Origin of the sequence: Pseudomonas sp. KCJK9058 (assembly GCF_046230975.1) — a bacterium.
GTDB classification, from domain to species: domain Bacteria; phylum Pseudomonadota; class Gammaproteobacteria; order Pseudomonadales; family Pseudomonadaceae; genus Aquipseudomonas; species Aquipseudomonas alloputida.
Map to the genome: position 1 here is coordinate 51,830 of NZ_JBJJLR010000028.1, position 22,972 is coordinate 74,801.

19 protein-coding genes, 7 tRNA genes and 1 pseudogene are annotated in these 22,972 nt (G+C 62.9%); 23 read left to right on the plus strand and 4 right to left on the minus strand.

The genetic code is table 11. The annotated features are described in order from the left end of the window. The first annotated feature begins 19 nt into the window (after nt 1-19). The 11 genes and pseudogenes from fabF (at nt 20) to ACK59Z_RS16035 (ending at nt 10,434) form a co-directional block, all read left to right on the plus strand. Nucleotides 20-1,264 (plus strand): beta-ketoacyl-ACP synthase II, encoded by a 1,245-nt coding sequence (fabF, locus tag ACK59Z_RS15985; RefSeq protein WP_003247162.1) that lies wholly within the window; start codon nt 20-22, stop codon nt 1,262-1,264. Next, complete coding sequence (gene pabC, locus ACK59Z_RS15990; RefSeq protein ID WP_108190437.1) at nt 1,264-2,079, plus strand: aminodeoxychorismate lyase; 816 nt, start codon at nt 1,264-1,266, stop codon at nt 2,077-2,079. Before fabF ends, pabC begins: the two co-directional genes overlap by 1 nt. A 4-nt stretch (nt 2,080-2,083) precedes the next feature. After that, nucleotides 2,084-3,319: an endolytic transglycosylase MltG gene (gene mltG / locus ACK59Z_RS15995; protein ID WP_104962282.1), complete on the plus strand. Its 1,236-nt coding sequence runs from the start codon at nt 2,084-2,086 to the stop codon at nt 3,317-3,319. A gap of 9 nt (nt 3,320-3,328) precedes the next feature. Next, a complete protein-coding gene (gene tmk / locus ACK59Z_RS16000) occupies nt 3,329-3,961 on the plus strand; it encodes a dTMP kinase (RefSeq protein WP_012053289.1) in 633 nt (210 codons plus the stop codon). Next, nucleotides 3,954-4,940, plus strand: a complete 987-nt coding sequence (locus ACK59Z_RS16005) for a DNA polymerase III subunit delta' (protein ID WP_003247167.1) — start codon at nt 3,954-3,956, stop codon at nt 4,938-4,940. The genes tmk and ACK59Z_RS16005 overlap by 8 nt, the downstream gene beginning before the upstream one ends. A gap of 30 nt (nt 4,941-4,970) precedes the next feature. Beyond that, nucleotides 4,971-5,744, plus strand: a pseudogene (locus ACK59Z_RS16010) (TatD family hydrolase); the annotation flags it as partial. Nucleotides 5,745-6,458: 714 nt separating this feature from the next. Further along, nucleotides 6,459-7,094 carry a TetR/AcrR family transcriptional regulator gene (locus ACK59Z_RS16015; RefSeq protein ID WP_003247170.1) on the plus strand — a complete coding sequence of 212 codons (636 nt, stop codon included), beginning with the start codon at nt 6,459-6,461 and terminating at the stop codon, nt 7,092-7,094. 256 nt (nt 7,095-7,350) lie between these two features. After that, nucleotides 7,351-8,319 (plus strand): GTP 3',8-cyclase MoaA, encoded by a 969-nt coding sequence (locus tag ACK59Z_RS16020; RefSeq protein ID WP_019752220.1) that lies wholly within the window; start codon nt 7,351-7,353, stop codon nt 8,317-8,319. A gap of 66 nt (nt 8,320-8,385) precedes the next feature. After that, nucleotides 8,386-8,991, plus strand: a complete 606-nt coding sequence (locus ACK59Z_RS16025) for a DUF4823 domain-containing protein (protein ID WP_409293447.1) — start codon at nt 8,386-8,388, stop codon at nt 8,989-8,991. 10 nt (nt 8,992-9,001) lie between these two features. Next, nucleotides 9,002-9,559 carry a DUF1285 domain-containing protein gene (locus tag ACK59Z_RS16030; protein ID WP_003247173.1) on the plus strand — a complete coding sequence of 186 codons (558 nt, stop codon included), beginning with the start codon at nt 9,002-9,004 and terminating at the stop codon, nt 9,557-9,559. Between the two features lie 473 nt (nt 9,560-10,032). Next, nucleotides 10,033-10,434 (plus strand): cupin domain-containing protein, encoded by a 402-nt coding sequence (locus ACK59Z_RS16035; RefSeq protein WP_003247176.1) that lies wholly within the window; start codon nt 10,033-10,035, stop codon nt 10,432-10,434. Between the two features lie 58 nt (nt 10,435-10,492). Here the strand turns inward: ACK59Z_RS16035 and ACK59Z_RS16040 are convergent. Both ACK59Z_RS16040 and ACK59Z_RS16045 read right to left on the minus strand, forming a co-directional pair. Then, nucleotides 10,493-10,568, minus strand: a tRNA-Asn gene (locus ACK59Z_RS16040). Between the two features lie 62 nt (nt 10,569-10,630). After that, nucleotides 10,631-11,827: an amino acid aminotransferase gene (locus ACK59Z_RS16045; protein ID WP_003247178.1), complete on the minus strand. Its 1,197-nt coding sequence runs from the start codon at nt 11,825-11,827 to the stop codon at nt 10,631-10,633. Between the two features lie 284 nt (nt 11,828-12,111). On the opposite strand from ACK59Z_RS16045, the gene uvrB reads away from it, so the two are divergent. After that, a complete protein-coding gene (gene uvrB / locus ACK59Z_RS16050) occupies nt 12,112-14,127 on the plus strand; it encodes an excinuclease ABC subunit UvrB (protein ID WP_108190436.1) in 2,016 nt (671 codons plus the stop codon). Between the two features lie 127 nt (nt 14,128-14,254). On the opposite strand, the gene ACK59Z_RS16055 is transcribed toward uvrB, so the two are convergent. Together ACK59Z_RS16055 and ACK59Z_RS16060 are read right to left on the minus strand one after the other, a co-directional pair. Continuing rightward, nucleotides 14,255-15,745, minus strand: coding sequence for an MDR family MFS transporter (locus ACK59Z_RS16055; protein WP_176393467.1), 1,491 nt, complete (start codon nt 15,743-15,745; stop codon nt 14,255-14,257). 49 nt (nt 15,746-15,794) lie between these two features. Next, entirely contained in the window at nt 15,795-16,850 is a 1,056-nt protein-coding gene (locus ACK59Z_RS16060) for an HlyD family secretion protein (protein WP_004577219.1), read from the minus strand. A gap of 143 nt (nt 16,851-16,993) precedes the next feature. On the opposite strand from ACK59Z_RS16060, the gene gltX reads away from it, so the two are divergent. The 11 genes from gltX to ACK59Z_RS16115 all read left to right on the plus strand — a co-directional run bounded on the left by gltX (nt 16,994) and on the right by ACK59Z_RS16115 (nt 22,644). Continuing rightward, nucleotides 16,994-18,475 (plus strand): glutamate--tRNA ligase, encoded by a 1,482-nt coding sequence (gene gltX, locus ACK59Z_RS16065; protein ID WP_108190435.1) that lies wholly within the window; start codon nt 16,994-16,996, stop codon nt 18,473-18,475. Between the two features lie 279 nt (nt 18,476-18,754). Beyond that, nucleotides 18,755-18,830 (plus strand) — tRNA-Ala (locus tag ACK59Z_RS16070). 72 nt (nt 18,831-18,902) lie between these two features. Then, nucleotides 18,903-18,978 (plus strand) — tRNA-Glu (locus ACK59Z_RS16075). Nucleotides 18,979-19,029: 51 nt separating this feature from the next. Continuing rightward, nucleotides 19,030-19,105 (plus strand) — tRNA-Ala (locus ACK59Z_RS16080). Nucleotides 19,106-19,147: 42 nt separating this feature from the next. Further along, nucleotides 19,148-19,223: transfer RNA gene (locus ACK59Z_RS16085), tRNA-Glu, on the plus strand. 61 nt (nt 19,224-19,284) lie between these two features. Further along, nucleotides 19,285-19,360: transfer RNA gene (locus ACK59Z_RS16090), tRNA-Ala, on the plus strand. A 42-nt stretch (nt 19,361-19,402) separates the two neighbouring features. Beyond that, nucleotides 19,403-19,478 (plus strand) — tRNA-Glu (locus ACK59Z_RS16095). Nucleotides 19,479-19,648: 170 nt separating this feature from the next. Continuing rightward, the gene (locus ACK59Z_RS16100) at nt 19,649-20,188 is read left to right on the plus strand and encodes a TetR/AcrR family transcriptional regulator (protein WP_409293450.1); all 540 of its coding nucleotides are present in this window, start codon (nt 19,649-19,651) and stop codon (nt 20,186-20,188) included. 15 nt (nt 20,189-20,203) lie between these two features. Continuing rightward, on the plus strand, nt 20,204-21,082 hold the full coding sequence (locus tag ACK59Z_RS16105) for an alpha/beta fold hydrolase (RefSeq protein WP_047604522.1): 879 nt from the start codon (nt 20,204-20,206) through the stop codon (nt 21,080-21,082). Between the two features lie 104 nt (nt 21,083-21,186). Beyond that, nucleotides 21,187-21,621 carry a thioesterase family protein gene (locus ACK59Z_RS16110; RefSeq protein ID WP_003247186.1) on the plus strand — a complete coding sequence of 145 codons (435 nt, stop codon included), beginning with the start codon at nt 21,187-21,189 and terminating at the stop codon, nt 21,619-21,621. A gap of 51 nt (nt 21,622-21,672) precedes the next feature. After that, nucleotides 21,673-22,644 carry a tRNA-dihydrouridine synthase gene (locus ACK59Z_RS16115; protein ID WP_003247187.1) on the plus strand — a complete coding sequence of 324 codons (972 nt, stop codon included), beginning with the start codon at nt 21,673-21,675 and terminating at the stop codon, nt 22,642-22,644. Nucleotides 22,645-22,972: the final 328 nt, after the last annotated feature.

Below are 22,972 nucleotides of genomic sequence, written 5' to 3' on the forward strand. Positions count from 1 at the left end.
ATTAGAAAAGGAGAGTACTGTGTCGCGTAGACGCGTCGTGGTCACCGGTATGGGTATGCTGTCGCCACTGGGTACCGATGTACCGAGCACCTGGCAGGGCATTCTGGCTGGCCGCAGTGGCATTGGTCCGATCGAACACACGGACCTGTCTGCCTACTCCACCCGTTTTGGCGGCTCGGTGAAAGGCTTCGAGGTTGAGCAGTACCTGTCGGCCAAAGAGGCCCGCAAGCTCGACCTGTTCATCCAGTACGGCCTGGCGGCTGGTTTCCAGGCCGTGCGTAATGCCGGCCTGGAGGTCACCGATGCCAACCGCGAGCGTATTGGCGTGGCCATGGGCTCGGGTATCGGTGGTCTGACCAACATCGAAGAAACCAGCCGCACCCTGCACGATTCAGGGCCGCGCCGCATTTCGCCGTTCTTCGTGCCGGGCTCGATCATCAACATGATCTCCGGTTTCCTGTCGATCCACCTGGGCCTGCAAGGGCCGAACTATGCCATCGCCACTGCGTGCACCACCGGCACCCATTGCATCGGCATGGCCGCGCGCAATATCGCCTACGGTGAAGCTGATGTGATGATCGCCGGTGGCGCCGAAATGGCGGCTTGTGGTCTGGGCATGGGCGGTTTTGGCGCTTCGCGCGCGCTGTCTACCCGCAACGATGAACCCAGCCGGGCCAGCCGGCCGTGGGACAAGGGGCGTGACGGGTTTGTGTTGTCCGACGGTGCTGGGGCCCTGGTGCTCGAGGAGCTGGAGCACGCCAAGGCCCGCGGGGCGACTATCTACGCCGAACTGGTTGGCTTTGGCATGAGCGGCGACGCCTACCACATGACGTCGCCGCCCGACTCTGGCGAAGGCGCTGCCCGCTGCATGGCCAACGCCTTGCGCGATGCCGGTATCCAGCCGGAAGACGTCAGCTACATCAACGCCCACGGCACTTCTACCCCAGCGGGCGATGTGGCCGAAGTGGCGGCGATCAAGCGCGTGTTCGGCGAGCATGCCTACAAGCTGGCGGTCAGCTCGACCAAGTCGATGACGGGCCACCTGCTGGGCGCCGCAGGCGCGGTGGAAGCGATCTTCAGCGTGCTGGCAATCAATAGCCAGATGGCCCCACCGACCATCAACCTGGACGAGCCGGACGAAGGGTGTGACCTCGACTTCGTTCCCCACCAGGCGCGCAGCATGCCGATCGACGTGGTGCTGTCCAACTCGTTCGGCTTTGGCGGCACCAACGGCTCGCTGGTATTCCGCCGGTTTGCCGACTGATGCACAGCTGGATCGACGGCCAGCCGGCGACTGCACTCAACCTGCAGAATCGCGGCCTGGCTTACGGCGATGGCCTGTTCGAAACCATCGCCGTGCGAGGTGCCCGGCCCAGCTTGCTGGACGGCCACCTCGCACGCCTGGCACTGGGCTGCCAGCGCCTGGCCATCAACGCCGATCTGGCGCTGGTACGCGACGAGCTGCTGCGCTACGCCAGCCAACTGGGTGAGGGTGTCGTCAAACTCATCCTTACCCGTGGCGATAGCCAGCGTGGCTATGCGCCAGCTGTCGATGCAGCGCCGCGGCGTATCCTGCAAGGCAGCCCATTACCCCGCTATCCTGTCGAGCATGCTGAGCATGGCGTGCGTTTGTTCCCTTGCCAGACCCGGCTTGGGGAACAACCACTGCTGGCCGGCCTCAAACACCTTAACCGCCTGGAGCAGGTGCTGGCCCGTGCCGAATGGCAGGACAGCGACCATGCCGAAGGCCTGATGCGTGACGCGCAGGGCAGGGTGATCGAAGGCGTATACAGCAATCTGTTTCTGGTGCGCGATGGCGTGTTGCTTACCGCCGACCTTAGCCGTTGTGGCGTGGCGGGCGTGATGCGTGCCGCACTGCTGGAACAGGCCCCGCTGCTGGGTATTGGGGTACAGGTCTGCGACCTGTCGTTCGAGGCGCTTGAGCAAGCGGATGAAGTATTTGTTTGCAATAGCGTTTACGGCATTTGGCCCGTGTGTGGCGTAGCCGCGCTAAACTGGTCGCCGGGCCCGCTCACTCGTAAACTGCAGGCCGTTGCCCGTACGTTACTGGAAACCTGAATTCGTGAGACGTAAATTCCTGCTGTTGCTGGAAATGGGCTTGATCCTTGCCGGCCTGGCGTTTGGCTGGTCGGCCTGGAAGGTCAACTCGGTCCTGGAGCAGCCCTTGCACGTCACGCAGGAACGCCTGCTGGATGTGCCCAATGGCACTAACCCCAACCGCATGTTCTACAGCATGCAAAGGGAAGGATTGCTCGACGACGCTGTCTGGTTGCGGTTGTACTGGCGCTTCAACATGGCCGGCACCCCCCTGCACACTGGCGAGTACCGTCTTACCCCTGGCATGACCGTCGAGCAGTTGTTCGACGCCTGGCGCCGTGCCGACGTGGTGCAGTACAACCTCACCCTGGTCGAAGGCTGGACCTTCCGCCAGGTGCGTGCGGCCGTGGCCAAGCATGAAAAGATCAAGCATACCCTGGACGGCTTGTCGGATGCCGAGGTCATGGACAAGCTCGGCCATACCGGTGTGTTCCCCGAAGGCCGCTTCTTCCCCGACACCTACCGCTTCGTGCGGGGTATGAGCGATGTCGAGTTGCTGCAGCAGGCCTACATGCGTCTGGACGAAGTGCTGGCCAAAGAGTGGGCCGAGCGTTCCACCGACCTGCCGTATCGTGACCCGTACCAGGCGCTGATCATGGCCTCCCTGGTAGAGAAGGAAACCGGTATTCCGCAGGAGCGCGGGCAGATCGCCGGCGTGTTCGTGCGGCGCATGCGCCTGGGCATGATGCTGCAGACCGACCCGACGGTTATCTATGGCATGGGTGAGCGCTACAACGGCAAGATCACCCGCGCCGACCTGCGCGAGCCAACGCCCTACAACACCTACACCATGACCGGCCTGCCGCCGACCCCGATCGCCATGGTCGGCCGCGAGGCGATTCACGCGGCGCTGAACCCATCCAATGGCACGAGCCTTTACTTCGTCGCCCGCGGCGATGGCAGCCATGTGTTTTCCGACGACCTCGACGACCACAATTCGGCAGTGCGCGAGTTCCAGCTCAAGCGCCGGTCGGACTACCGCTCCAGCCCCGCGCCGCAGCAAGAGGCCAAGCCAGGTGCCGATGATGCCGAACAGGCATCGGGCGCCGACGATGCGCAGCGCCCTGAGCCCCCAGCAGCGGACCCGTCAGCAGCGGACGAGCCAACTGCGCAGCCAGCCCCCGATGAAGCGCCCGCGCAGGATGCCCCTGCCGGCGGTGCGCAAGCGGCCGAGCGGCCGACGCCTGACGAACAACATTAAGGACTGCCTGTGAGCGGCTTGTTTATTACTTTGGAAGGCCCCGAAGGCGCGGGCAAGAGCACCAATCGCGACTACCTGGCCGCGCGCTTGCGCGAGCACGGCCTGGACGTGGTACTGACCCGTGAGCCAGGCGGTACGCCGCTGGCGGAAAAGGTGCGTGAACTGTTGCTGACGCCCAGCGACGAAGGCATGGCGGCCGACACCGAGCTGCTGCTGGTGTTCGCCGCTCGCGCCCAGCACCTGGCGCAGGTCATCCGCCCGGCGCTGGCCCGCGGGGCTGTGGTGCTGTGTGACCGTTTCACGGACGCCACCTATGCCTATCAGGGCGGCGGTCGTGGTTTGTCGGTCGAGCGTATCGCGGTTCTGGAACAATTCGTCCAGGGCGACCTGCGCCCGGACCTGACCCTGGTCTTCGACCTGCCGGTGGAAGTGGGCCTTGCCCGCGCCGCCGCCCGTGGCCGCCTGGACCGATTCGAGCAGGAAGGGCAGGCCTTCTTCGAAGCGGTGCGCCAGGCGTACCTGCAGCGCGCACAAGGCGCGCCACAGCGCTACAGCCTGCTTGATGCGGCACAATCCCTGGAGGCTGTGCAGCGTGACATCGACGCTCTGCTGCCAGGCATTCTGGAGCGTTGCCGTGGCTGAGGCCTACCCTTGGCAGCAGGCGCTGTGGCAGCAACTGGCCGGTCGCAGCCGCCACGCCCACGCTTATCTGCTGCATGGGCCGCAGGGTATTGGCAAGCGGGCCATGGCCGAGCGTCTGATGGCGCGCCTGTTGTGCCAGCAGCCGCAGGGCCTGGACGCTTGTGGGGCGTGTAAGTCGTGCCTGTTGCTCAAGGCCGGCAGCCACCCGGACAACTTCGTCCTCGAGCCGGAGGAGGCTGACAAGCCGATCAAGGTCGACCAGGTACGTGAGCTAGTGGCCTTTGTGGTGCAGACCGCGCAGCTGGGCGGGCGCAAGGTGGTGTTGATCGAGCCGGTGGAGGCGATGAATGTCAACGCCTCCAACGCCCTGCTCAAAAGCCTTGAAGAACCTTCCGGTGACACCGTGTTGTTGCTGGTGACGCACCAGCCCAGCCGTCTGTTGCCGACGATCAAGAGCCGCTGCCAGCAGGTGGCCTGTCCGCAGCCCAGCCTGGCCCAGAGCCAGGCATGGCTGGCTGGCGCGTTACCCGACTGCGACGAGGTCGAGCGCGATGAGCTGCTGACGCTGGCAGCGGGCTCGCCATTGATGGCGGTCAGCCTGCAGGCGCAGGGCGTGCGCGAGCAACGCGCGCTGGTGGCCGACGGGGTGAAGAAGCTGCTCAAGCAGCAGCAATCACCCAGCCAGCTGGCCGATGCCTGGAGCGGTGTGCCGTTGTTGCTGCTGTTCGACTGGTTCTGCGATTGGTCGCACCTGATCCTGCGCTACCAGTTGACCCAGGACGAGGAAGGGTTAGGCTTGGCCGATATGCGCAAGGTCGTGCAATACCTGGCGCAGAAGAGCCGCCAGGCCAAGGTGCTGGAAGTGCAGGCCTGGATCCTCGAACAGCGCCAGAAGGTACTGGGCAAGGCCAACCTCAACCGCGCCTTGTTGCTTGAATCGCTGCTGGCTCACTGGCTGCAACTGCCGGGTGCCCGCTGATTTTCCATTTTTCATGTGTGCCGTTATCCCATGCTCGTAGATTCCCATTGCCACCTCGACCGTCTTGATCTCAGTGCCCACCAGGGCTCCCTCGATGCTGCCCTGCAGGCGGCGCGTGAGCGTGGGGTCGGGCATTTCCTGTGCATTGGCGTCAGTGCTGAGAATGCGGGTGCAGTGAAGGCGCTGAGCGAGCAGTACGCTGACGTCGACTGCTCGGTGGGCGTGCACCCGCTGGACCTGGCCCCTGGCGAAACCCCGGCGTTGGAATGGTTGTTGCGCGAACTGGCCCACCCGCATGTGGTGGCGATTGGTGAAACCGGGCTGGATTACCACTACGAGCCGGAGGCGGCAGAGCTGCAGCAGGCCTCGTTCCGTCTGCACCTGGAGGCCTCCAGGCAGACCGGCAAGCCGGTGATCGTGCATACCCGGGCGGCGCGCGCCGATACCCTGGCGCTCCTGCGCGAGGCCAACCTGCCGCAGGCTGGCGTGCTGCACTGCTTTACCGAGGACTGGGACATGGCCAAGGCTGCGCTGGACCTGGGTTATTACATCTCGCTGTCGGGCATCGTGACCTTCCGCAATGCCGAGGCGTTGCGTGAAGTGGCGCGGCAGGTGCCGGTCGATCGCTTGCTGGTGGAGACCGATTCGCCCTACCTGGCGCCGATTCCGCACCGGGGCAAGCCGAACCTGCCGCAGTACGTGCGGGAGGTGGCGGAGTATGTGGCTTCGTTGCGTGGGGCCAGTTATGAGCAGTTGGCCGAGCAGACTACCGCCAACTTCAAGCGGCTGTTCCCGTTGGCGCGGGCGGCGCTCGATCTCCCTTCTGTGCCAGGCGCGCGCGACCGCCTTGTTTGTACGACGCGATATCGAGGCGTGCGCCAAGGCGTTCGCGCGCAATCCCGCAGGCCTAATTGGCCCGAAACAAACGTAGGAGTGGGTTTACCCGCGAAGCGCCGCGCGGGCGGCGCTCGATCTCCCTTCTGTGCCAGGCGCGCGCGACCGCCTTGTTTGTACGACGCGATATCGAGGCGTGCGCCAAGGCGTTCGCGCGCAAATCCCACAGGCCTAATTGGCCCGAAACAAACGTAGGAGCGGGTTTACCCGCGAAGCGCCGCGCGGGCGGCGCTCGATCTCACAGGCGCTGAAAATCTTGCGTCACGCACCTGACAGCCGTCACACCATCCTCCCCACAAAAACACAAAAAAAACCCGGGTTCTGGGGGAGGAATCCGGGTTAAGACCATTAGGAGTAAAACAAAGGTACGCGGTCCCTGAGCACCTTTATCGGCGCGCCACTGGGGGGGATGCGCCGCGCCAACACTTCAAGTATTGGTCAGGTTTGGCGCAGTGCCAGTGCATATTGGACGTTTTTTAAACAGATTTGGAATACGCCAACGTTTCATTCCTCCCGCAGCGTATGGCTGTATGCATCGTGAAACACAGACATGCGTGGATGATCCGTGCAATTTCCCGTAAGTTAGGCATAATAAACCGCTTCGATTGTCATCCAGTCCTTCCCATGCAGAAAGAACCTCGTAAGGTCCGTGAGTTTCGCCGTCGCGAACAGGAAATCCTCGATACCGCGCTCAAGCTGTTTCTCGAGCAAGGTGAAGACAGCGTCACCGTCGAGATGATCGCCGACGCCGTGGGCATCGGCAAAGGTACGATCTACAAGCACTTCAAGTCCAAGGCGGAGATCTACCTTCGCCTGATGCTCGATTACGAGCGTGACCTGAATGAGCTGTTGCACTCGGCCGACGTCGACCGTGACAAGGAAGCGCTGTCGCGCGCCTACTTCGAGTTCCGCATGCGCGATCCGCAACGCTACCGGCTGTTCGACCGCCTTGAAGAAAAGGTGGTCAAGGGCAATCAGGTGCCGGAAATGGTCGAGCAGCTGCACAGCATCCGTGCCTCCAACTTCGACCGCCTGACCCAGCTGATCAAGGGCCGTATCAGCGAAGGCAAGCTCGAAGACGTGCCGCCGTATTTCCACTACTGCGCTGCCTGGGCGCTGGTGCACGGCGCTGTGGCGCTGTACCACTCGCCGTTCTGGAGCAATGTGCTGGAGGACCAGGAAGGCTTCTTCCAGTTCCTGATGGACATTGGCGTGCGTATGGGCAACAAGCGCAAGCGCGACCCGGAACCCTCGAACTGAGCCTTGCGCGAAACTGCGCGGGCCCTATGGGGGCGGGCGCGCCCGCGAACACCGGCGCAGCCCGTGCCAGGCAGCGCGTTTGATTCTTCGCGGGTACGCCCGCTCCCATAAGCACTGCGTCGTGCGTTCTCTGCGCGGCAGTGCAGCCCAAAGCGTTTCGCTATCGTCTGGACATTCGGCATTGCTCATGGGGCTTGCAAAAACCTGATTTATGAGTCAGGTTTTGCCGGCCCCTTCATCCATGCCGGAGTCATTCATGATTGTCGATCGTCAAGGCAGGCGCTTTCGCAACCTGCGCGTCAGCCTGACGGCTGCCTGCAACTACGCTTGCACCTACTGCGTACCCGACGGCAAGCGGCTGGTGGCGGCGCAGGACGAGCTGTCTGCGGATGCCCTGGCCCGTGGCGTGGCCTATCTGATCGAAGCCGCCGGCATCGAGCGTCTGCGGATTACTGGCGGTGAGCCACTGGTCAGCCCGCGCCTGGATGCCTTTCTGGCTGCCGTGGCCAAACTCGACCTTGACGACGTCTCGCTGACCACCAACGGCCAGTTGCTGGCGCGCAAGTTGCCGCAACTGCAGGCGGCGGGGATTCGTCGGCTGAACGTTTCCCTCGACACCCTCGACCCGCTGGCTTTCCGCCAGATTGCCCGTGGCGGCGACCTGGGCACTGTGCTGGACGCAATGGAGCAGGCCCGCGCCGTGGGTATGCGAATCAAGGTTAATATGGTGCCGATGCGCGGGAAAAACCTTGATCAGGTACTGCCGCTGCTGGATTACTGCCTCGCGCGCGGCTTCGAGCTGCGCTTCATCGAGCTGATGCGCATGGGTCACCTCTCTCACGATCGCAACGCCTTCCTCCAACAGTTTGTAGGCCTCGACCAGCTGCTTGCGCTGATCGGCGGCCAGCATACCTACGCCCAGGTGAATGCGCCGCTGGACGCCACGGCCATGCGTTACCACATCCCTGGCAAGGGCCACTTCGGCGTCATTGCCAACGAAAGCGTGCCGTTTTGCCGGACCTGCTCGCGGCTGCGCCTGTCTTCTACGGGCTGGCTGCATGGCTGCCTGTCGTCAGGTAACCGGCACTTCGTCGGCGACCTGCTGGAGAAGCCGCGTCATCAGGCGCTGCCGGCCTTGCAGCGGTTGTTGGTCAAGGCTTTGGCTGACAAGCAGGACGTGGCCTTCTCCGGTGGCGTGACAGTCATGAAAGTGATCGGTGGCTGAAGCTGGCGCAAAAGCTGCATCCGCCGGCTATTCGCCGGTTTTTCGTCGCCGGCCACTGGAGGAAAGATGCGTAGCCTGGTCTTGCTGCTGGCGCTGATGGCGCTGGGCGGCTGCATGAATGTCAGCGATATGGGCGAAGGCGTCCGCTATCACATGAGCGATGCCGGTCTGCTGGACCACAGCGAGACCCGTCGCACCTTGTCGATCCGCCTGCAGCCTGATTCGTTCATTTTCATTGGCCAGGGTGCATTCGTGCCGCCGGGCGAGGGGCCAGTGCCTCGGCAGAATGCGGTGGCCGAGCAGGCCTTCAAGAGCTTCGTCGAATACTTCCCGATGGTACGTCGTGCCCAGGGCCCGCTGGGCCTCGAAGAGGCCATTGCCCAGGCGCGCTCGGTGGGTGCGGACTACGTGTTGTACACGCGCTTCGCACGTACCGACGATCGCATCGGCAATGGTGACGAGTGGTATGACGAGCAGGCCGTCGACCGCTTGGGCTGGGACTCTGGCGTGGTGCAGATGATGCTGATCGAAACCAGTACCCGCTACCTGATCGACACCGTACGCATCAAGAGCCGTGGCGGTTTGTTGACGTTCCACGACAACACGCCGGAGGATTTGCTTGGTGCGCCGATGCGCGAGTACGCTCGTAGCCTCCTGGGCATGAGTGAATGAGGCAAGCGTGATGAGCGACTCCGGCAAGGCCAATGACCTTCTGGCGCAGATCCCCAAGGCCAAGGGGCTGCCGCCGGTGCACCTGTGGAACCCGGATTTCTGTGGTGACATCGACATGCGCATCGCCCGCGATGGCACCTGGTACTACCTGGGCACACCGATCGGGCGCAAGCCGATGGTGCGGCTGTTCTCTACCATCATTCGCCGCGACGGCGATGACTACTTCCTGATTACCCCGGTAGAGAAGGTTGGCATTCGTGTCGACGATGCGCCATTCGTGGCCGTGCTGCTGGACGTGCAGGGCGAAGGCGAGCAGCAGGTGCTGCGCTTTACCAGCAATGTCGAGGACCAGGTCGAGGCGGGGCCGGATAACCCCCTGCGGGTAGTGATCGACCCGGTGACGCAGGAGCCATCACCGTATGTGCTGATGCGCAGCAACCTGGAGGCGCTGATACATCGCAATGTGTTTTACCAACTGGTGGAGCTGGCGGTGCCGCATGTGATCGACGGGGAGGAATGGCTTGGGGTGTGGAGTCGGGGGGCGTTTTATCCGATCGGGCGCGGCTGAGGTCTATGTTGGCGATGCCGGCCTCTTCGCGGGTAAACCCGCTCCTGCACACGCATCGGTGATTGGGCGTAGGCTCGTCGTAGGAGCGGGTTCACCCGCGAATGGGCCGGGCCTGCCAGCCAATTTCCACCCGTCGTTCACCGTCGCCGCCGCCACCGTATTCGCGGGTAAACCCGCTCCTACGCACGCATCGAGGGCGGCACAGGCCGATGTAGGAGCGGGTTCACCCGCGAATGGGCCGGGCCTGCCAGCCAATTTCCACCCGTCGTTCACCGTCGCCGCCGCCACCGTATTCGCGGGTAAACCCGCTCCTACGCACGCATCGAGGGCGGCACAGGCCGTCGTAGGAGCGGGTTTACCCGCGAAAGGGCCAGTACAGGCGAAAATCGGCCCCCTGCTTTTCCCCCGGATTGGCCATTTGTCTGCAGTCAGTCAGGGTCTAACCTGCAGGCACTTGTCCTCCAGGAAAGCTCATGAATCCATTAGCCATCATCCTCTTCGCACTGCTCGCCGCCCAAACACCCGCTTGGGCCCACGGTGATGTCGCCGACCAGGTCAAGGTCCTGCAACAACAGCAGCCCTCTAATGCCCCCGGCAAAACCGCCGTCATGCTCACCGTCAGCTACGCCCCGGGCGAGGCATCACCCGCGCATCAGCATCCGGGCGCAGTCATGGCTTACGTCCTGGAAGGGGCGGTGGTATCGAAGCTCAACAGCGAGCAGGAAAAGACCTACAAGGCCGGCGATTATTGGTACGAGGCGCCGGGCACCGTGCACAGCGTTTCACGCAACGCCAGCAAAACCCAGCCGGCCAGTTTGCTGGTCTGGAGCCTGGTGGACGAGGGCAAGCCAGTGACCGAGGTGCTTGGCCAATAATTCCAGCGCAACGAAAAAGCCCCCGGTTGCTTGCGCATCCGGGGGCTTCTTCAATGTCTGGCTCCGCGACCTGGACTCGAACCAGGGACCCAATGATTAACAGTCATTTGCTCTACCGACTGAGCTATCGCGGAATCTGCGCGTATCTTACTGATTGCCTGGGAGAAGTCAACCCACCCCCAGGCAAAACAATGAGTTACAGCACTTCCACGATAGCTTTGGTCACCACGTGGATGTTGCTCTGGTTCAGCGCGGCCACCGCGATACGGCCGGTGTCCAGGGCATAGATGCCGAAGTCGTTCTTCAGGCGGGCGACCTGTTCAACGGTCAGGCCCGAGTAGGAGAACATGCCGACCTGGCGACCAACGAAGCTGAAGTCGCGGTTTGCACCGTATTCGGCCAGCAGCGATACCATCTGTTTGCGCATGCCGTGGATGCGTTCACGCATTTCGGCCAATTCGGTTTCCCACATCTGGCGCAGTTCTGCGCTGTTCAGCACGGTGGCAACAATGGTTGCGCCGTGGGTTGGCGGGTTGGAGTAGGTGGTGCGAATCACGCGCTTGACCTGCGACAGCACGCGGGTGCTCTCGTCCTTGGAGGCGGTGACGATCGACAGTGCGCCGACGCGCTCGCCGTACAGCGAGAACGATTTGGAGAACGAGCTGGAAACAAAGAACTCCAGGCCCGACTCGGCGAACAGGCGCACGGCGAAGGCGTCTTCGGCGATACCGTCACCAAAGCCCTGGTAGGCCATGTCGAGGAACGGCACGTGGCCCTTGGCCTTGACCACTTCCAGGACGTTCTTCCAGTCGTCCAGGTTCAGGTCGACACCGGTCGGGTTGTGGCAGCAGGCGTGCAGCACCACGATCGAGCCGGACGGCAGGGCGTTGAGGTCTTCGAGCATGCCGGCGCGGTTGACGTCGTTGGTCGGCGCATCGTAGTAGCGGTAGGTCTGCACCGGGAAGCCGGCCGATTCGAACAGCGCACGGTGGTTTTCCCAGCTAGGGTCGCTGATGGCAACCACGGCGTTGGGCGAGAGGCGCTTGAGGAAGTCGGCACCGATCTTCAGTGCGCCGGTACCACCGACGGCCTGCACGGTGACCACGCGGCCGGCGGCCAGCAGTGGCGACTCGGCGCCGAACAGCAGCTTCTGCACAGCCTGGTCGTAGGTGGCGATGCCGTCGATCGGCAGGTAGCCGCGCGAAGCGTGCTGGGCGGCACGCTGGGTTTCGGCTTCGATCACGGCGCGCAGCAGCGGAATGCGGCCTTCCTCATTGCAATACACGCCTACGCCCAGGTTGACCTTGTCGGTACGTGGGTCGGCGTTGAATGCTTCGTTGAGGCCCAGAATAGGGTCGCGGGGTGCCAGCTCGACAGCGGAAAACAGGCTCATTGTTACCTTGGCTCTGATTGGAGTGTGATAGGGCGTACACGCTCCAGCCGAATGCACTGAAGCGGTGCACAAACGGGGAGTCAGTATAGTGATACCGACCGGTCACCGCGACACTCTGGCGCAGCTTTTGGAGCTATTTGCGCAAATATTTTTCGACCATTGGTCTAAATGCCGTGTCCACCGTTGCATGCGCCCACACCTGTGCCTTGAAAGCGCCCCCGAACGGGCGCATTTGGGTATAGACTACTGGCTAAATTTACAGCTGCTGCACCGCGAGGTCCTTCATGTCCGAGTTCCAGCTCGTCACACGTTTCCAGCCTGCCGGCGACCAGCCCGAGGCTATCCGCCAGTTGGTCGAAGGCATCGAGGCGGGGCTGTCGCACCAGACGTTGCTCGGGGTGACCGGTTCGGGCAAGACCTTCAGCATTGCCAACGTCATCCAGCAGGTGCAGCGCCCAACGCTGGTGCTGGCGCCCAACAAGACGCTGGCCGCGCAGTTGTACGGGGAATTCAAGGCGTTCTTCCCCAACAACGCGGTGGAGTACTTCGTTTCCTATTACGACTACTACCAGCCGGAAGCCTACGTCCCTTCCTCAGACACCTTCATCGAGAAGGACGCCTCGATCAACGACCATATCGAGCAGATGCGCCTGTCGGCGACCAAGGCGCTGCTGGAGCGGCGTGACGCGATCATCGTGACCACCGTGTCGTGCATCTACGGTCTGGGCAGCCCCGAGACCTACCTGAAAATGGTTCTGCACGTGGACCGTGGCGACAAGCTCGACCAGCGCGCGCTGCTGCGCCGGTTGGCCGACCTGCAGTACACCCGCAACGAAATGGACTTTGCCCGCGCCACCTTCCGGGTACGCGGCGACGTGATCGACATCTTCCCGGCCGAATCGGATCTGGAAGCCATCCGCATCGAGCTGTTCGATGATGAAGTGGAGAACATCGCCGCCTTCGATCCGTTGACCGGCGAGGTTTTCCGCAAGCTGCCACGTTTCACTTTCTACCCCAAGAGCCACTACGTCACCCCGCGGGAAACGCTGCTGGAAGCAGTGGAGGGCATCAAGGAAGAACTGAAGGAGCGTCTGGAGTACCTGCACAAGGCCAACAAGCTGGTCGAAGCGCAGCGTCTGGAGCAACGCACCCGCTTCGATCTGGAGATGATCCTCGAGCTGGGCTACTGCAACGGCATCGAAAACTACTCGCGCTACCTGTCCGGGCGCCCGGCCGGCGCGCCGCCGCCCACCCTGTACGATTACCTGCCGCCCGATGCGCTGCTGGTGATCGACGAATCCCACGTCAGCGTTCCGCAGGTCGGCGCCATGTACAAGGGCGACCGTTCACGCAAGGAGACCCTGGTCGAGTACGGCTTCCGCATGCCTTCAGCGCTGGACAACCGGCCGATGCGTTTCGACGAGTGGGAGGAGGTCAGCCCGCAGACCATTTTTGTTTCGGCCACTCCGGGCCCCTACGAGGCTGAGCATGCCGGGCGCGTGGTGGAGCAAGTGGTGCGTCCGACCGGGCTGGTCGACCCGCAGGTAGAGGTGCGCCCGGCGCTGACCCAGGTCGACGACCTGCTGTCCGAGATCCGCAAGCGTGTCGCGGCAGGCGAGCGTGTGCTGGCGACCACGTTGACCAAGCGCATGGCCGAGGACCTCAGCGATTACCTGGCCGACCATGATGTGCGGGTACGCTACCTGCACTCGGACATCGACACGGTGGAGCGGGTGGAGATTATCCGTGACCTGCGCCTGGGCACCTTCGACGTGCTGGTGGGCATCAACCTGCTGCGCGAGGGCCTGGACATGCCCGAGGTGTCGCTGGTGGCCATCCTCGATGCGGACAAGGAAGGTTTTCTGCGTTCCGAGCGCTCCCTGATCCAGACCATTGGCCGCGCGGCACGTAACCTCAATGGCCGGGCCATCCTGTATGCCGATAACGTAACAGGCTCGATGCAGCGGGCCATTGACGAAACCGAGCGTCGCCGCGAGAAGCAGATCGCCTTCAACGAAGCCAACGGCATCGTGCCCAAGGGCGTGGTCAAGGACATCACCGACATCATGGAAGGTGCCACCGTGCCCGGTGCGCGCAGCAAGAAGCGCAAGGGCATGGCCAAGGCGGCGGAGGAGAGCGCCCGTTACGAGGCCGAACTGCGTACGCCGGGCGAGATCACCAAGCGCATCAAGCAGCTGGAAGAGAAAATGATGCAGTTCGCCCGCGATCTGGAGTTCGAGGCGGCGGCGCAGTTGCGTGACGAGATTGCGCAGCTGCGGGAGCGGTTGATTAGCAGCTGAAGCCGGGCGCGGGCCCTGTGGGAGCGGGCGTGCCCGCGAAGAATTCAACGCGGTGGCTGGCACCGGCTGCGCCGGTGTTCGCGGGCATGCCCGCTCCCACAGGGACCGCATCTGATCTGTAATAGCCTCAATGGGCTTCCCCAGCCTTCAGCCCCTCCGGCAACTTGCGGGTCAGCAACACCGCCACCATGCTCACCGCCAACCCGATCCCGACAAAGTGGAAGGCATCGTTGTAAGCCATGATCAGTGCCTGCTGGTGGGTAATCTCGCTAAGTTTGCCCAGCGCCGCATTGTCATTGCCCAAGCGCTCCGCCAGTTGCGCCAGCCGCTCAGCCACCTGCGGGTTGCTCGGCACCACCGCCTCCCGCAGGTAGTCGAAGTACACCTTGGTGCGCGCATCCAGCAGGGTGGCCAGCAAGGCAATACCAATCGCGCCACCGAGGTTACGCAGAATATTGAACAGGCTCGACGCGGACCCTGCATCCTGTTGTTGGATATACGCGGTGGCAATCAGCGAAATGGTCACCATGATCATCGGTTGACCCAGGGCGCGGATGATCTGGATATGGTTGAACTGCGGCCCGGCAAAGTCCGGGTTGAGCACCCCCGAACCGAAACTGGCAGCGCCGAACAGGCAAAACCCCAGCGCGCATAGTACCTTGGGCGATATCACCTTCATCAGTTGCGGCACCAGCGGGATCAGGAACAGCTGCGGAATACCCATCCACATGATCACCTCGCCAATCTGCAAGGCGTTGTAACCCTGTACCTGCGCCAGGTACAGCGGTAGCAGATAGATCGACCCGTACAGGCCCACGCCCATGCCCAGGCTGGCGATGCTCGACAGGCCAAAGTTGCGGTTACCAAGAATGCGCAGGTTGATCAGGGGGTGTGGCTTGGAAAACTGCAAGATGACGAAGGTGATCAGGCTGACCAGGGCAACACTGCCCAGGCCGACGATCAGGTGTGACTCCAGCCAGTCCTTGCGATGGCCTTCCTCGAGAAACACCTGCAGGCAGCCCAACCCAAGGCCGAGCGTGACGATGCCGGCGTAATCGGTACTTTTCAGCAGCTCCCAGTGTGCCTCCTTCTTCTCAAGCCCATACAACAAGCCGGCGATCATTAGCAGGCCTGGTGGGATATTGATGTAGAAGATGTATTCCCAGCCCCAGTTTTCGGTCAGCCAGCCGCCCAGGGTGGGACCGATGGAGGGGGCAAAAGTGGCGGTCATGGCGAACATCGCCATGCCTTTGGCGCGGTGGTGCTCGGGCAGCTTGATCAGCGTCAGGGTGAAGGCCAGCGGGATCAGCGCGCCACCAGTGAAACCCTGCAAGGCGCGAAACAGGATCATGCTCTCCAGGTTCCAGGCCATCGAGCACAGCAGCGACGACAGCAGGAAACCGCTGGATACCCACACCGCCAGGCGCCGCGCCGACAGCAGCTGCACCAGCCAGGCCGTTAGCGGGATCATGATGATTTCCGCCACCAGGTAGGAGGTTGAAATCCATGAACCTTCTTCCAGGGTCGCCGACAGAGCGCCCTGGATGTCCTTCAACGAGGAATTGGTGATCTGGATATCCAGCACTGCCATGAAGGCACCGAGCATCACGCTCATCACCGCGATCCAGTCGCGTCGGGTTGGCTCCGCCGTGGGGCGCAGCAGTTGGTCACCGGCCATTGTGGCCTTCGTCTGCGCTGCGCAGGTCGACGGTGGCGGTCACCGACATGCCGGGGCGAATACGCCCGTGCAACGGGTTGTCGGCGCTGAACGTGAGTTTTATCGGGATGCGCTGCACAACTTTGGTGAAGTTGCCGGTGGCGTTGTCCGGCGGCAGCAGGCTGAACTGCGCACCGGACGCGGCGAACAGGCTGTCCACCCGGCCTTCGATCGGTGTGTCGGGGTAGCTGTCGAACAACAGCTCCGCGCGCTGGCCGGGGTGCATGCGGCCGATCTGCGTTTCCTTGAAGTTGGCCTGCACCCAGATGTCTTCATCCGGCACGATCGACAGCAGGTAGGCGCCGGCCTGCACCACTTGGCCATTGCGCGCATTACGCTGGCCAATGGTGCCGCTGATCGGCGCATGGATTTCGCAGCGGGTCAGGTTCAGTTCGGCCTGGGCCAGGTCGGTGCGGGCATTGGCGATTTGCGCATCGAGGCGCTTGAGTTCGGCGTTCAGGGCGGTGACCTGCTGGCGCTGGCTTTGCAGGTCGGCGCGGGCCTTGTCGACCTGGGAGCCGGCGACATGGCTGTCCGCCGACAGGGTAGTGACACGCTCCTCAGAGACAAAACCCGGCTTGCGCAGCTTCTCGGCGCGGCTCAGGTCCAGCCGTGAACGGTCGAACGTGGCCTGGGTGGCCGCCAACTGGGCCTGGCCGGCGGCAATCAGGCTGCCTTGTTGGGTGAGGCGGCTTTGCGCTTGTGCGTACTCGGCTTCGCGGGTGGCCAGGGCGGCACGGGCGCGTTCGACCGCCAGCTCAAAGTCGGCGGCTTCCAGGCGCACCAGCAGGTCGCCCTTGCTGACGTGCTGGTTGTCCTCGACCGGTACCGTTTCGATGCGTGCGCCAAGCTGGCTGGAGATACGGGTGATCTCACCCTGCACGTAAGCGTTGTCGGTGCTCTCGTAGAAGCGGCCCTTGAAGTACCAATGGCCCAGGAAGGCGAGGGCGATGATGGCCACCAGGGCGAAGAAGAGCGTCAGGCGGCGTTTGAGTTGGGCAGGCATGGGGACTATCGTTCCAGAAATGTAAACAAATTTAACAGCGGCACAGGGCCTGTCGACAAGTGACGTTCGCGCCATTGCTGGAGCCCGGTGCCCGCCTCCTGCTAACATCCCGCCTTTGTTTCATCTTTCGTTCGAGACTCTCCATGACCACCGTACGCACGCGTATTGCGCCATCGCCTACCGGCGACCCCCATGTCGGCACTGCCTACATCGCCCTGTTCAACTACTGCTTTGCCAAGCAGCACGGCGGTGAGTTCATCCTGCGCATCGAAGACACCGATCAGCTGCGCTCCACGCGTGAGTCGGAGCAACAGATCTTCGACGCCCTGCGCTGGCTTGGCATCGAATGGAACGAAGGCCCGGATGTCGGCGGCCCGCACGGCCCTTACCGGCAGAGCGAGCGTGGCGAAATCTACGCCAAATACGCTAAAGAGCTGGTAGACGCCGGCCACGCCTTCTACTGCTTCTGCACCGCCGAAGAGCTGGAGCAGATGCGTGCCGAGCAGCAGGCTCGCGGCGAAACCCCGCGTTACGATGGCCGTGCATTGCTGCTGAGCGCCGAAGAAGTGCAGCGCCGCCTGGACGCTGGCGAGCCGCACGTGATCCGCATGAAGGTGCCGAGCGAGGGTATCTGCGTGGTGCCGGACATGCTGCGCGGCGATGTCGAGATCCCGTGGGACCGCATGGACATGCAGGTACTGATGAAGAACGACGGCCTGCCGACGTACTTCCTGGCCAACGTGGTCGACGACCACCTGATGGGCATCACCCACGTGCTGCGTGGTGAAGAGTGGCTGCCATCGGCGCCCAAGCTGATCAAGCTGTATGAGTACTTCGGCTGGGAGCAGCCCAAGCTGTGCTACATGCCGCTGCTGCGTAACCCGGACAAATCCAAACTGTCCAAGCGCAAGAACCCGACCTCGGTCACCTTCTACGAGCGCATGGGCTTCATGCCTGAAGCGATGCTCAACTACCTTGGCCGCATGGGCTGGTCGATGCCTGACGAGCGCGAAAAGTTCTCGCTGGCCGAAATGGTCGAGCACTTCGACCTGTCGCGTATCTCGCTGGGCGGCCCGATCTTTGACATCGAGAAGCTGTCCTGGCTCAACGGCCAGTGGCTGCGCGAGCTGCCGGTAGAGGAATTCGCCGGACGCCTGCAGAAATGGGCATTCAACAGCGACTACATGATGAAGATTGCCCCGCATGTGCAGGGCCGGGTAGAAACCTTCAGCCAGGTTGCCCCGTTGGGCGGGTTCTTCTTCGAAGGCGCGCTCAAGCTGGACGCCAAGTTGTTCGAAAGCAAGAAACTGTCGGCCGACCAGGTGCGCCAGGTGATCCAGCTGATCCTGTGGAAGCTTGAAAGCCTGCGTCAGTGGGAAAAAGAGCGCATCACCGGTTGCATCCAGGCCGTGGTCGAAGCGCTGGAGCTGAAGCTGCGTGACGCCATGCCGCTGATGTTCGCCGCCATCACGGGCCAGGCCAGCTCGGTTTCGGTGCTGGACGCCATGGAAATCCTCGGCCCCGACCTGACGCGCTACCGCCTGCGCCAGGCCCTGGACCTGTTGGGTGGTGTGTCGAAGAAAGAAAACAAAGAGTGGGAAAAGCTGTTGGCTTCCATCGCCTGATTCAGCTTTGCACCTAACTTGTGGGAGCGGGCGTGCCCGCGAATGCAATGGTAAATTCAATACCGCATTCGCAGGCACGCCCGCTCCCACAGGCCAACTAAGCCCCAAAAAACCGGGGAGGGCGGTAAGTGATTGTTATCTGTGAAAAATTTTTTGGATATTTTTAAAAATTCGTTTGACAGCCCTGCAATCCGAACTTAATATGCGCCCCGTCCACAGCGATGAACGAAAACGAAGCGCCAGGCACCCAGCCAGCGGTTCAGTTCAAAGCGACATTGTGGGGCTATAGCTCAGCTGGGAGAGCGCCTGCATGGCATGCAGGAGGTCAGCGGTTCGATCCCGCTTAGCTCCACCAAATTCCGCTTAGCAGCCAAGGCTGATAAGCAAGACCAGGTCCAGCAACCAGGTCTTGAAGGTAAGAAGGTTCGTCCCCTTCGTCTAGTGGCCTAGGACACCGCCCTTTCACGGCGGTAACAGGGGTTCGAGTCCCCTAGGGGACGCCAGTTTTACACAAGCGATGTTGTTATGTCGCTGGGCCGCGAGGCTAGAAATCCGGGGCTATAGCTCAGCTGGGAGAGCGCCTGCATGGCATGCAGGAGGTCAGCGGTTCGATCCCGCTTAGCTCCACCAATTTTGCCGCGGTTCGCGTAAGCGGATCGGCACGAAGGTTACGTCCCCTTCGTCTAGTGGCCTAGGACACCGCCCTTTCACGGCGGTAACAGGGGTTCGAGTCCCCTAGGGGACGCCACTTTTCCTGCGTTTTGCAGGGCTTTAAAAGGCTCGTCGCTTATTGATGAGCCTTTTGTTTCGGGGCTATAGCTCAGCTGGGAGAGCGCCTGCATGGCATGCAGGAGGTCAGCGGTTCGATCCCGCTTAGCTCCACCATTTCTGCCAGGGTTCACGCAAGTGGATCTTCGCGAAGGTTACGTCCCCTTCGTCTAGTGGCCTAGGACACCGCCCTTTCACGGCGGTAACAGGGGTTCGAGTCCCCTAGGGGACGCCACGTTTACCCGCGTTTTGCGGGACTTTAAAGGCTCATTCGCTTATTGAATGGGCCTTTTGTTTTTTCCCTTCTCAATAATTTGCCCCCGACAAACGGCCGCACATTTTGCTTGCCAAGAAATATGATGAGAATAATATTTCGATCATCATATTTTGTGTGGTGTGTGCCAGATGAGCGACAAGAAGAGCAAAACCCGCGAACGTATTCTGGAAGCTGCGCGCAGTGCGCTGATCCAGCACGGCCCGGCCGAGCCCAGCGTCAGCCAGGTGATGGGTGCGGCAGGCCTGACCGTCGGGGGCTTCTATGCGCACTTCGACAGCAAGGACGAGCTGATGCTCGAGGCGTTCCGCCAGTTGTTGGGTGAGCGCCGTGCCTTGCTCGCCCAGATCGACCCCAATCTCGATGGCCCCGGGCGGCGAGCGCTGGCCGGGGCTTTCTACCTCTCGCGCAAGCACCGGGACTGCGAAGTACATGCTTGCCCGCTGCCTAACGCGTTGGGTGAAATGCAGCGCCTGCCGGAGGTCTTCCGCGAAGTGCTGGCCGAGCACATCGAGTTGATGACTGCCGCGATGGTCGACCGCCCTGAGGATGCTGACAAAGCATTGGCCGACCTGGCTCTGATGGTGGGGGGGCTGGCGCTGGCCCGGGCCTTGGGGGCCAGTGACCTGTCTGACCGTATTCTGCGCGCCGCCAAATCGGCGGTGCTTTAACCCTGGAGCATGGCGATGACCACCCTGAGCTGGATTCGCGGTGTCAATGGCACCTTGGGCCGCCTGGCCCCCGAGCATGTCGCGGGCAAGATGCGCCGTGCCTTCATGACCCCGCGCAACCTGCCGCCGCGGGATTGGGAGCTGCCTGTGCTGGCCAGGGCCGAGCGCATTACACTGCGCTTCGGTCTGTCTGCCTTGCGCTGGGGTCAAGGGCCGACCGTGCTGCTGATGCACGGTTGGGAAGGGCGCCCAACGCAGTTTGCCGCCTTGATCGAGACTTTGGTTCAGGCGGGGCATACGGTGGTGTCGCTGGAAGGGCCTGGGCATGGTCGTTCGCCTGGCGAGCAGGCGAATGTGGTGCTGTTTGCCCGGGCGCTGCTTGAGGCTGCGGCTGAGTTGCCGCCCTTGCGTGCAGTCATTGGCCATTCCATGGGTGGGGCGAGCGTGCTGCTGGCTTTGCAGATGGGGCTGCGTACAGAGGCGGCTGTCAGCATTGCAGCGCCGGCGCGGTTGCTCGGTGTGTTGCGTGGTTTTGCCCATCGCCTGGGGCTGCCAGCCCGGGCACGGGCAGCGTTCATTCGCCAGATCGAGCGCGATGTGGGCATGCAGATTGCGCGGCTGGATGTCACGGGTTACCAGCTGGAACTGCCGGGGCTGGTGGTGCATGCCGCCGATGATGCTCTCGTGCCCGCAGATGAGGCACATGTGATCCACAAGGCCTGGTTCGACAGCCGGCTGATGCTGCTGGAAGGGGGTGGGCATCAGCGGGTGCTGGCCGACCCGCGGCTGAGTGACGCCGTGCTCGAATTGCTGGCTCGGGCTGAAGCGGTCAGTGTCGGGGCGGCTTCAGCCGCGAACATCGGCATCGCCGGTGCCACCCACCGCGGTGTCTGATTCGCGGGCAAGCCCGCTCCTACAACGACCGCTTCAGGCTCGCTGGGGCTGGACATTGCCCCGCAGATCGCTGCTAAATCGCCTTTTGCGCCAAGGAAGCGAAAATGAGCTGGGACCTGGCAACACCCTTCGTCATCGACCTGCGCGTCGGCAGCGAGGACATCGACGGCCTTGGCCACGCCAACAATGCCGTCTACGTCACCTGGCTTGAGCGCTGCGCCTGGCGCCACTCCCAGCGTCTGGGGCTGGACCTGGCCGAGTACCGGCGCCTTGACCGGGCGATGGCTGTGGTGCGCCACGAAATCGACTACCTGGCCGCCGCCTATGAAGACGATGAGCTGCAGCTGGCCACCTGGATCATTGACTGGGACCAACGCCTGCGCATGACGCGGCGGTTTCAGCTCAAGCGCCCGCGCGATGGTGTGACGCTGCTGCGCGCGCAAACCACCTTTGCCTGCATCGAGCTGTCCAGCGGCAAGCCCAGGCGCATGCCGGCGGAATTCGTCGAAGGTTACGGTCCGGCGCTGATCGGCGCCTGAGTCGCCGGCATTTTTTGTTAAACTGCCGGCTTTTTCCGCTGAGACCCCGACATGCAAATTGCTCTGGCCCCGATGGAGGGGCTGGTCGACAACATCCTGCGCGACGTATTGACCCGTGTGGGCGGTATCGACTGGTGCGTCACCGAGTTCATTCGCGTGTGCGACCGCCTGCTGCCGGCGTCCTCGTTCGACAAGCTGGCGCCTGAACTGCGTCAGGGCGCGCGCACGGCTTCCGGTGTGCCCATGCGCGTGCAATTGCTGGGTTCGGACCCGGTATGCCTGGCGGAAAACGCCGCACTGGCTTGCGAGCTTGGGGCGCCGGTGATCGACCTGAACTTCGGTTGCCCGGCAAAGACGGTGAACAAGTCGCGCGGTGGCGCGGTACTGCTCAAAGAGCCGGAGTTGCTGCACGCCATTGTGCGTGAAGTGCGGCGTGCGGTGCCGGCGAACATTCCGGTGACCTCGAAGATGCGTCTGGGCTTCGACAGCCCCGATGGGGCACTGGAGTGCGCCACGGCGCTGGCCGAGGGCGGTTCGGCACACCTGGTGGTGCACGCACGGACCAAGGTTGAGGGCTACAAGCCGCCAGCGCACTGGGAGTGGGTGGCGCGGGTGCAGGATGTGGTCAAGGTCCCGGTATTTGCCAATGGCGAGATCTGGACGGTCGATGACTGGCGGCGTTGCCGCGAGGTCAGTGGCGCTGAAGACATCATGCTCGGGCGTGGGCTGGTATCGCGCCCGGACCTGGGCCTGCAGATTGCAGCGGCGCGGGACGGGCGCGACTATCAGCCGATGAGCTGGCATGATTTGTTGCCACTGTTGCGTGAGTTCTGGCGCCAGGCCCAGGCCAAATTGTCGCCGCGTTATGCGCCGGGGCGGATGAAGCAGTGGCTGGCGATGCTGACTCGCAGTTACCCCGAAGCGGTGGTGTTGTTTGCCGAGTTGCGCCGGGAAGATGACTGTGCGCGGATCAGCCGGTTGCTAGGGGTTGAGGCGCAAGCGTTGGAGGCTTGCGTCGCCTGAGCAGGCCTCTCCGCGGGTACTGCACCTGTAGGCGCGGGGTCACCCGGGAAAGGGCCGGGCCTGCTGGCCAATTTCCACCGGCCGTTCACCGTTGCCGCCGCTACCGTATTCGCGGGTAAACCCGCTCCTACGCCGGATTGGTGGTGGACACATGTTGGTGGCGGGGCACAGGCCGTCGTAGGAGCGGGTTCACCCGCGAAGAGGCCGGGCCTGCTGGCCAATTTCCACCGGCCGTTCACCGTTGCCGCCGCTACCGTATTCGCGGGTAAATCCGCTCCGACGCCGGATTGGTGGTGGACACATGTTGGTGGCTGGGCATCGGCCGTCG

Excerpts from the sequence above, each read along its gene's own strand:
- pabC (WP_108190437.1), top strand. The coding sequence starts at position 1,264 with ATGCACAGCTGGATCGACGGCCAGCCGGCGACTGCACTCAACCTGCAG.
- ACK59Z_RS16015 (WP_003247170.1), top strand. The coding sequence starts at position 6,459 with ATGCAGAAAGAACCTCGTAAGGTCCGTGAGTTTCGCCGTCGCGAACAG.
- ACK59Z_RS16020 (WP_019752220.1), top strand. The coding sequence starts at position 7,351 with ATGATTGTCGATCGTCAAGGCAGGCGCTTTCGCAACCTGCGCGTCAGC.
- ACK59Z_RS16025 (WP_409293447.1), top strand. The coding sequence starts at position 8,386 with ATGCGTAGCCTGGTCTTGCTGCTGGCGCTGATGGCGCTGGGCGGCTGC.
- ACK59Z_RS16030 (WP_003247173.1), top strand. The coding sequence starts at position 9,002 with ATGAGCGACTCCGGCAAGGCCAATGACCTTCTGGCGCAGATCCCCAAG.
- ACK59Z_RS16035 (WP_003247176.1), top strand. The coding sequence starts at position 10,033 with ATGAATCCATTAGCCATCATCCTCTTCGCACTGCTCGCCGCCCAAACA.
- ACK59Z_RS16045 (WP_003247178.1), bottom strand. The coding sequence starts at position 11,827 with ATGAGCCTGTTTTCCGCTGTCGAGCTGGCACCCCGCGACCCTATTCTG.
- uvrB (WP_108190436.1), top strand. The coding sequence starts at position 12,112 with ATGTCCGAGTTCCAGCTCGTCACACGTTTCCAGCCTGCCGGCGACCAG.
- ACK59Z_RS16060 (WP_004577219.1), bottom strand. The coding sequence starts at position 16,850 with ATGCCTGCCCAACTCAAACGCCGCCTGACGCTCTTCTTCGCCCTGGTG.
- gltX (WP_108190435.1), top strand. The coding sequence starts at position 16,994 with ATGACCACCGTACGCACGCGTATTGCGCCATCGCCTACCGGCGACCCC.
- ACK59Z_RS16100 (WP_409293450.1), top strand. The coding sequence starts at position 19,649 with ATGAGCGACAAGAAGAGCAAAACCCGCGAACGTATTCTGGAAGCTGCG.
- ACK59Z_RS16105 (WP_047604522.1), top strand. The coding sequence starts at position 20,204 with ATGACCACCCTGAGCTGGATTCGCGGTGTCAATGGCACCTTGGGCCGC.
- ACK59Z_RS16110 (WP_003247186.1), top strand. The coding sequence starts at position 21,187 with ATGAGCTGGGACCTGGCAACACCCTTCGTCATCGACCTGCGCGTCGGC.
- ACK59Z_RS16115 (WP_003247187.1), top strand. The coding sequence starts at position 21,673 with ATGCAAATTGCTCTGGCCCCGATGGAGGGGCTGGTCGACAACATCCTG.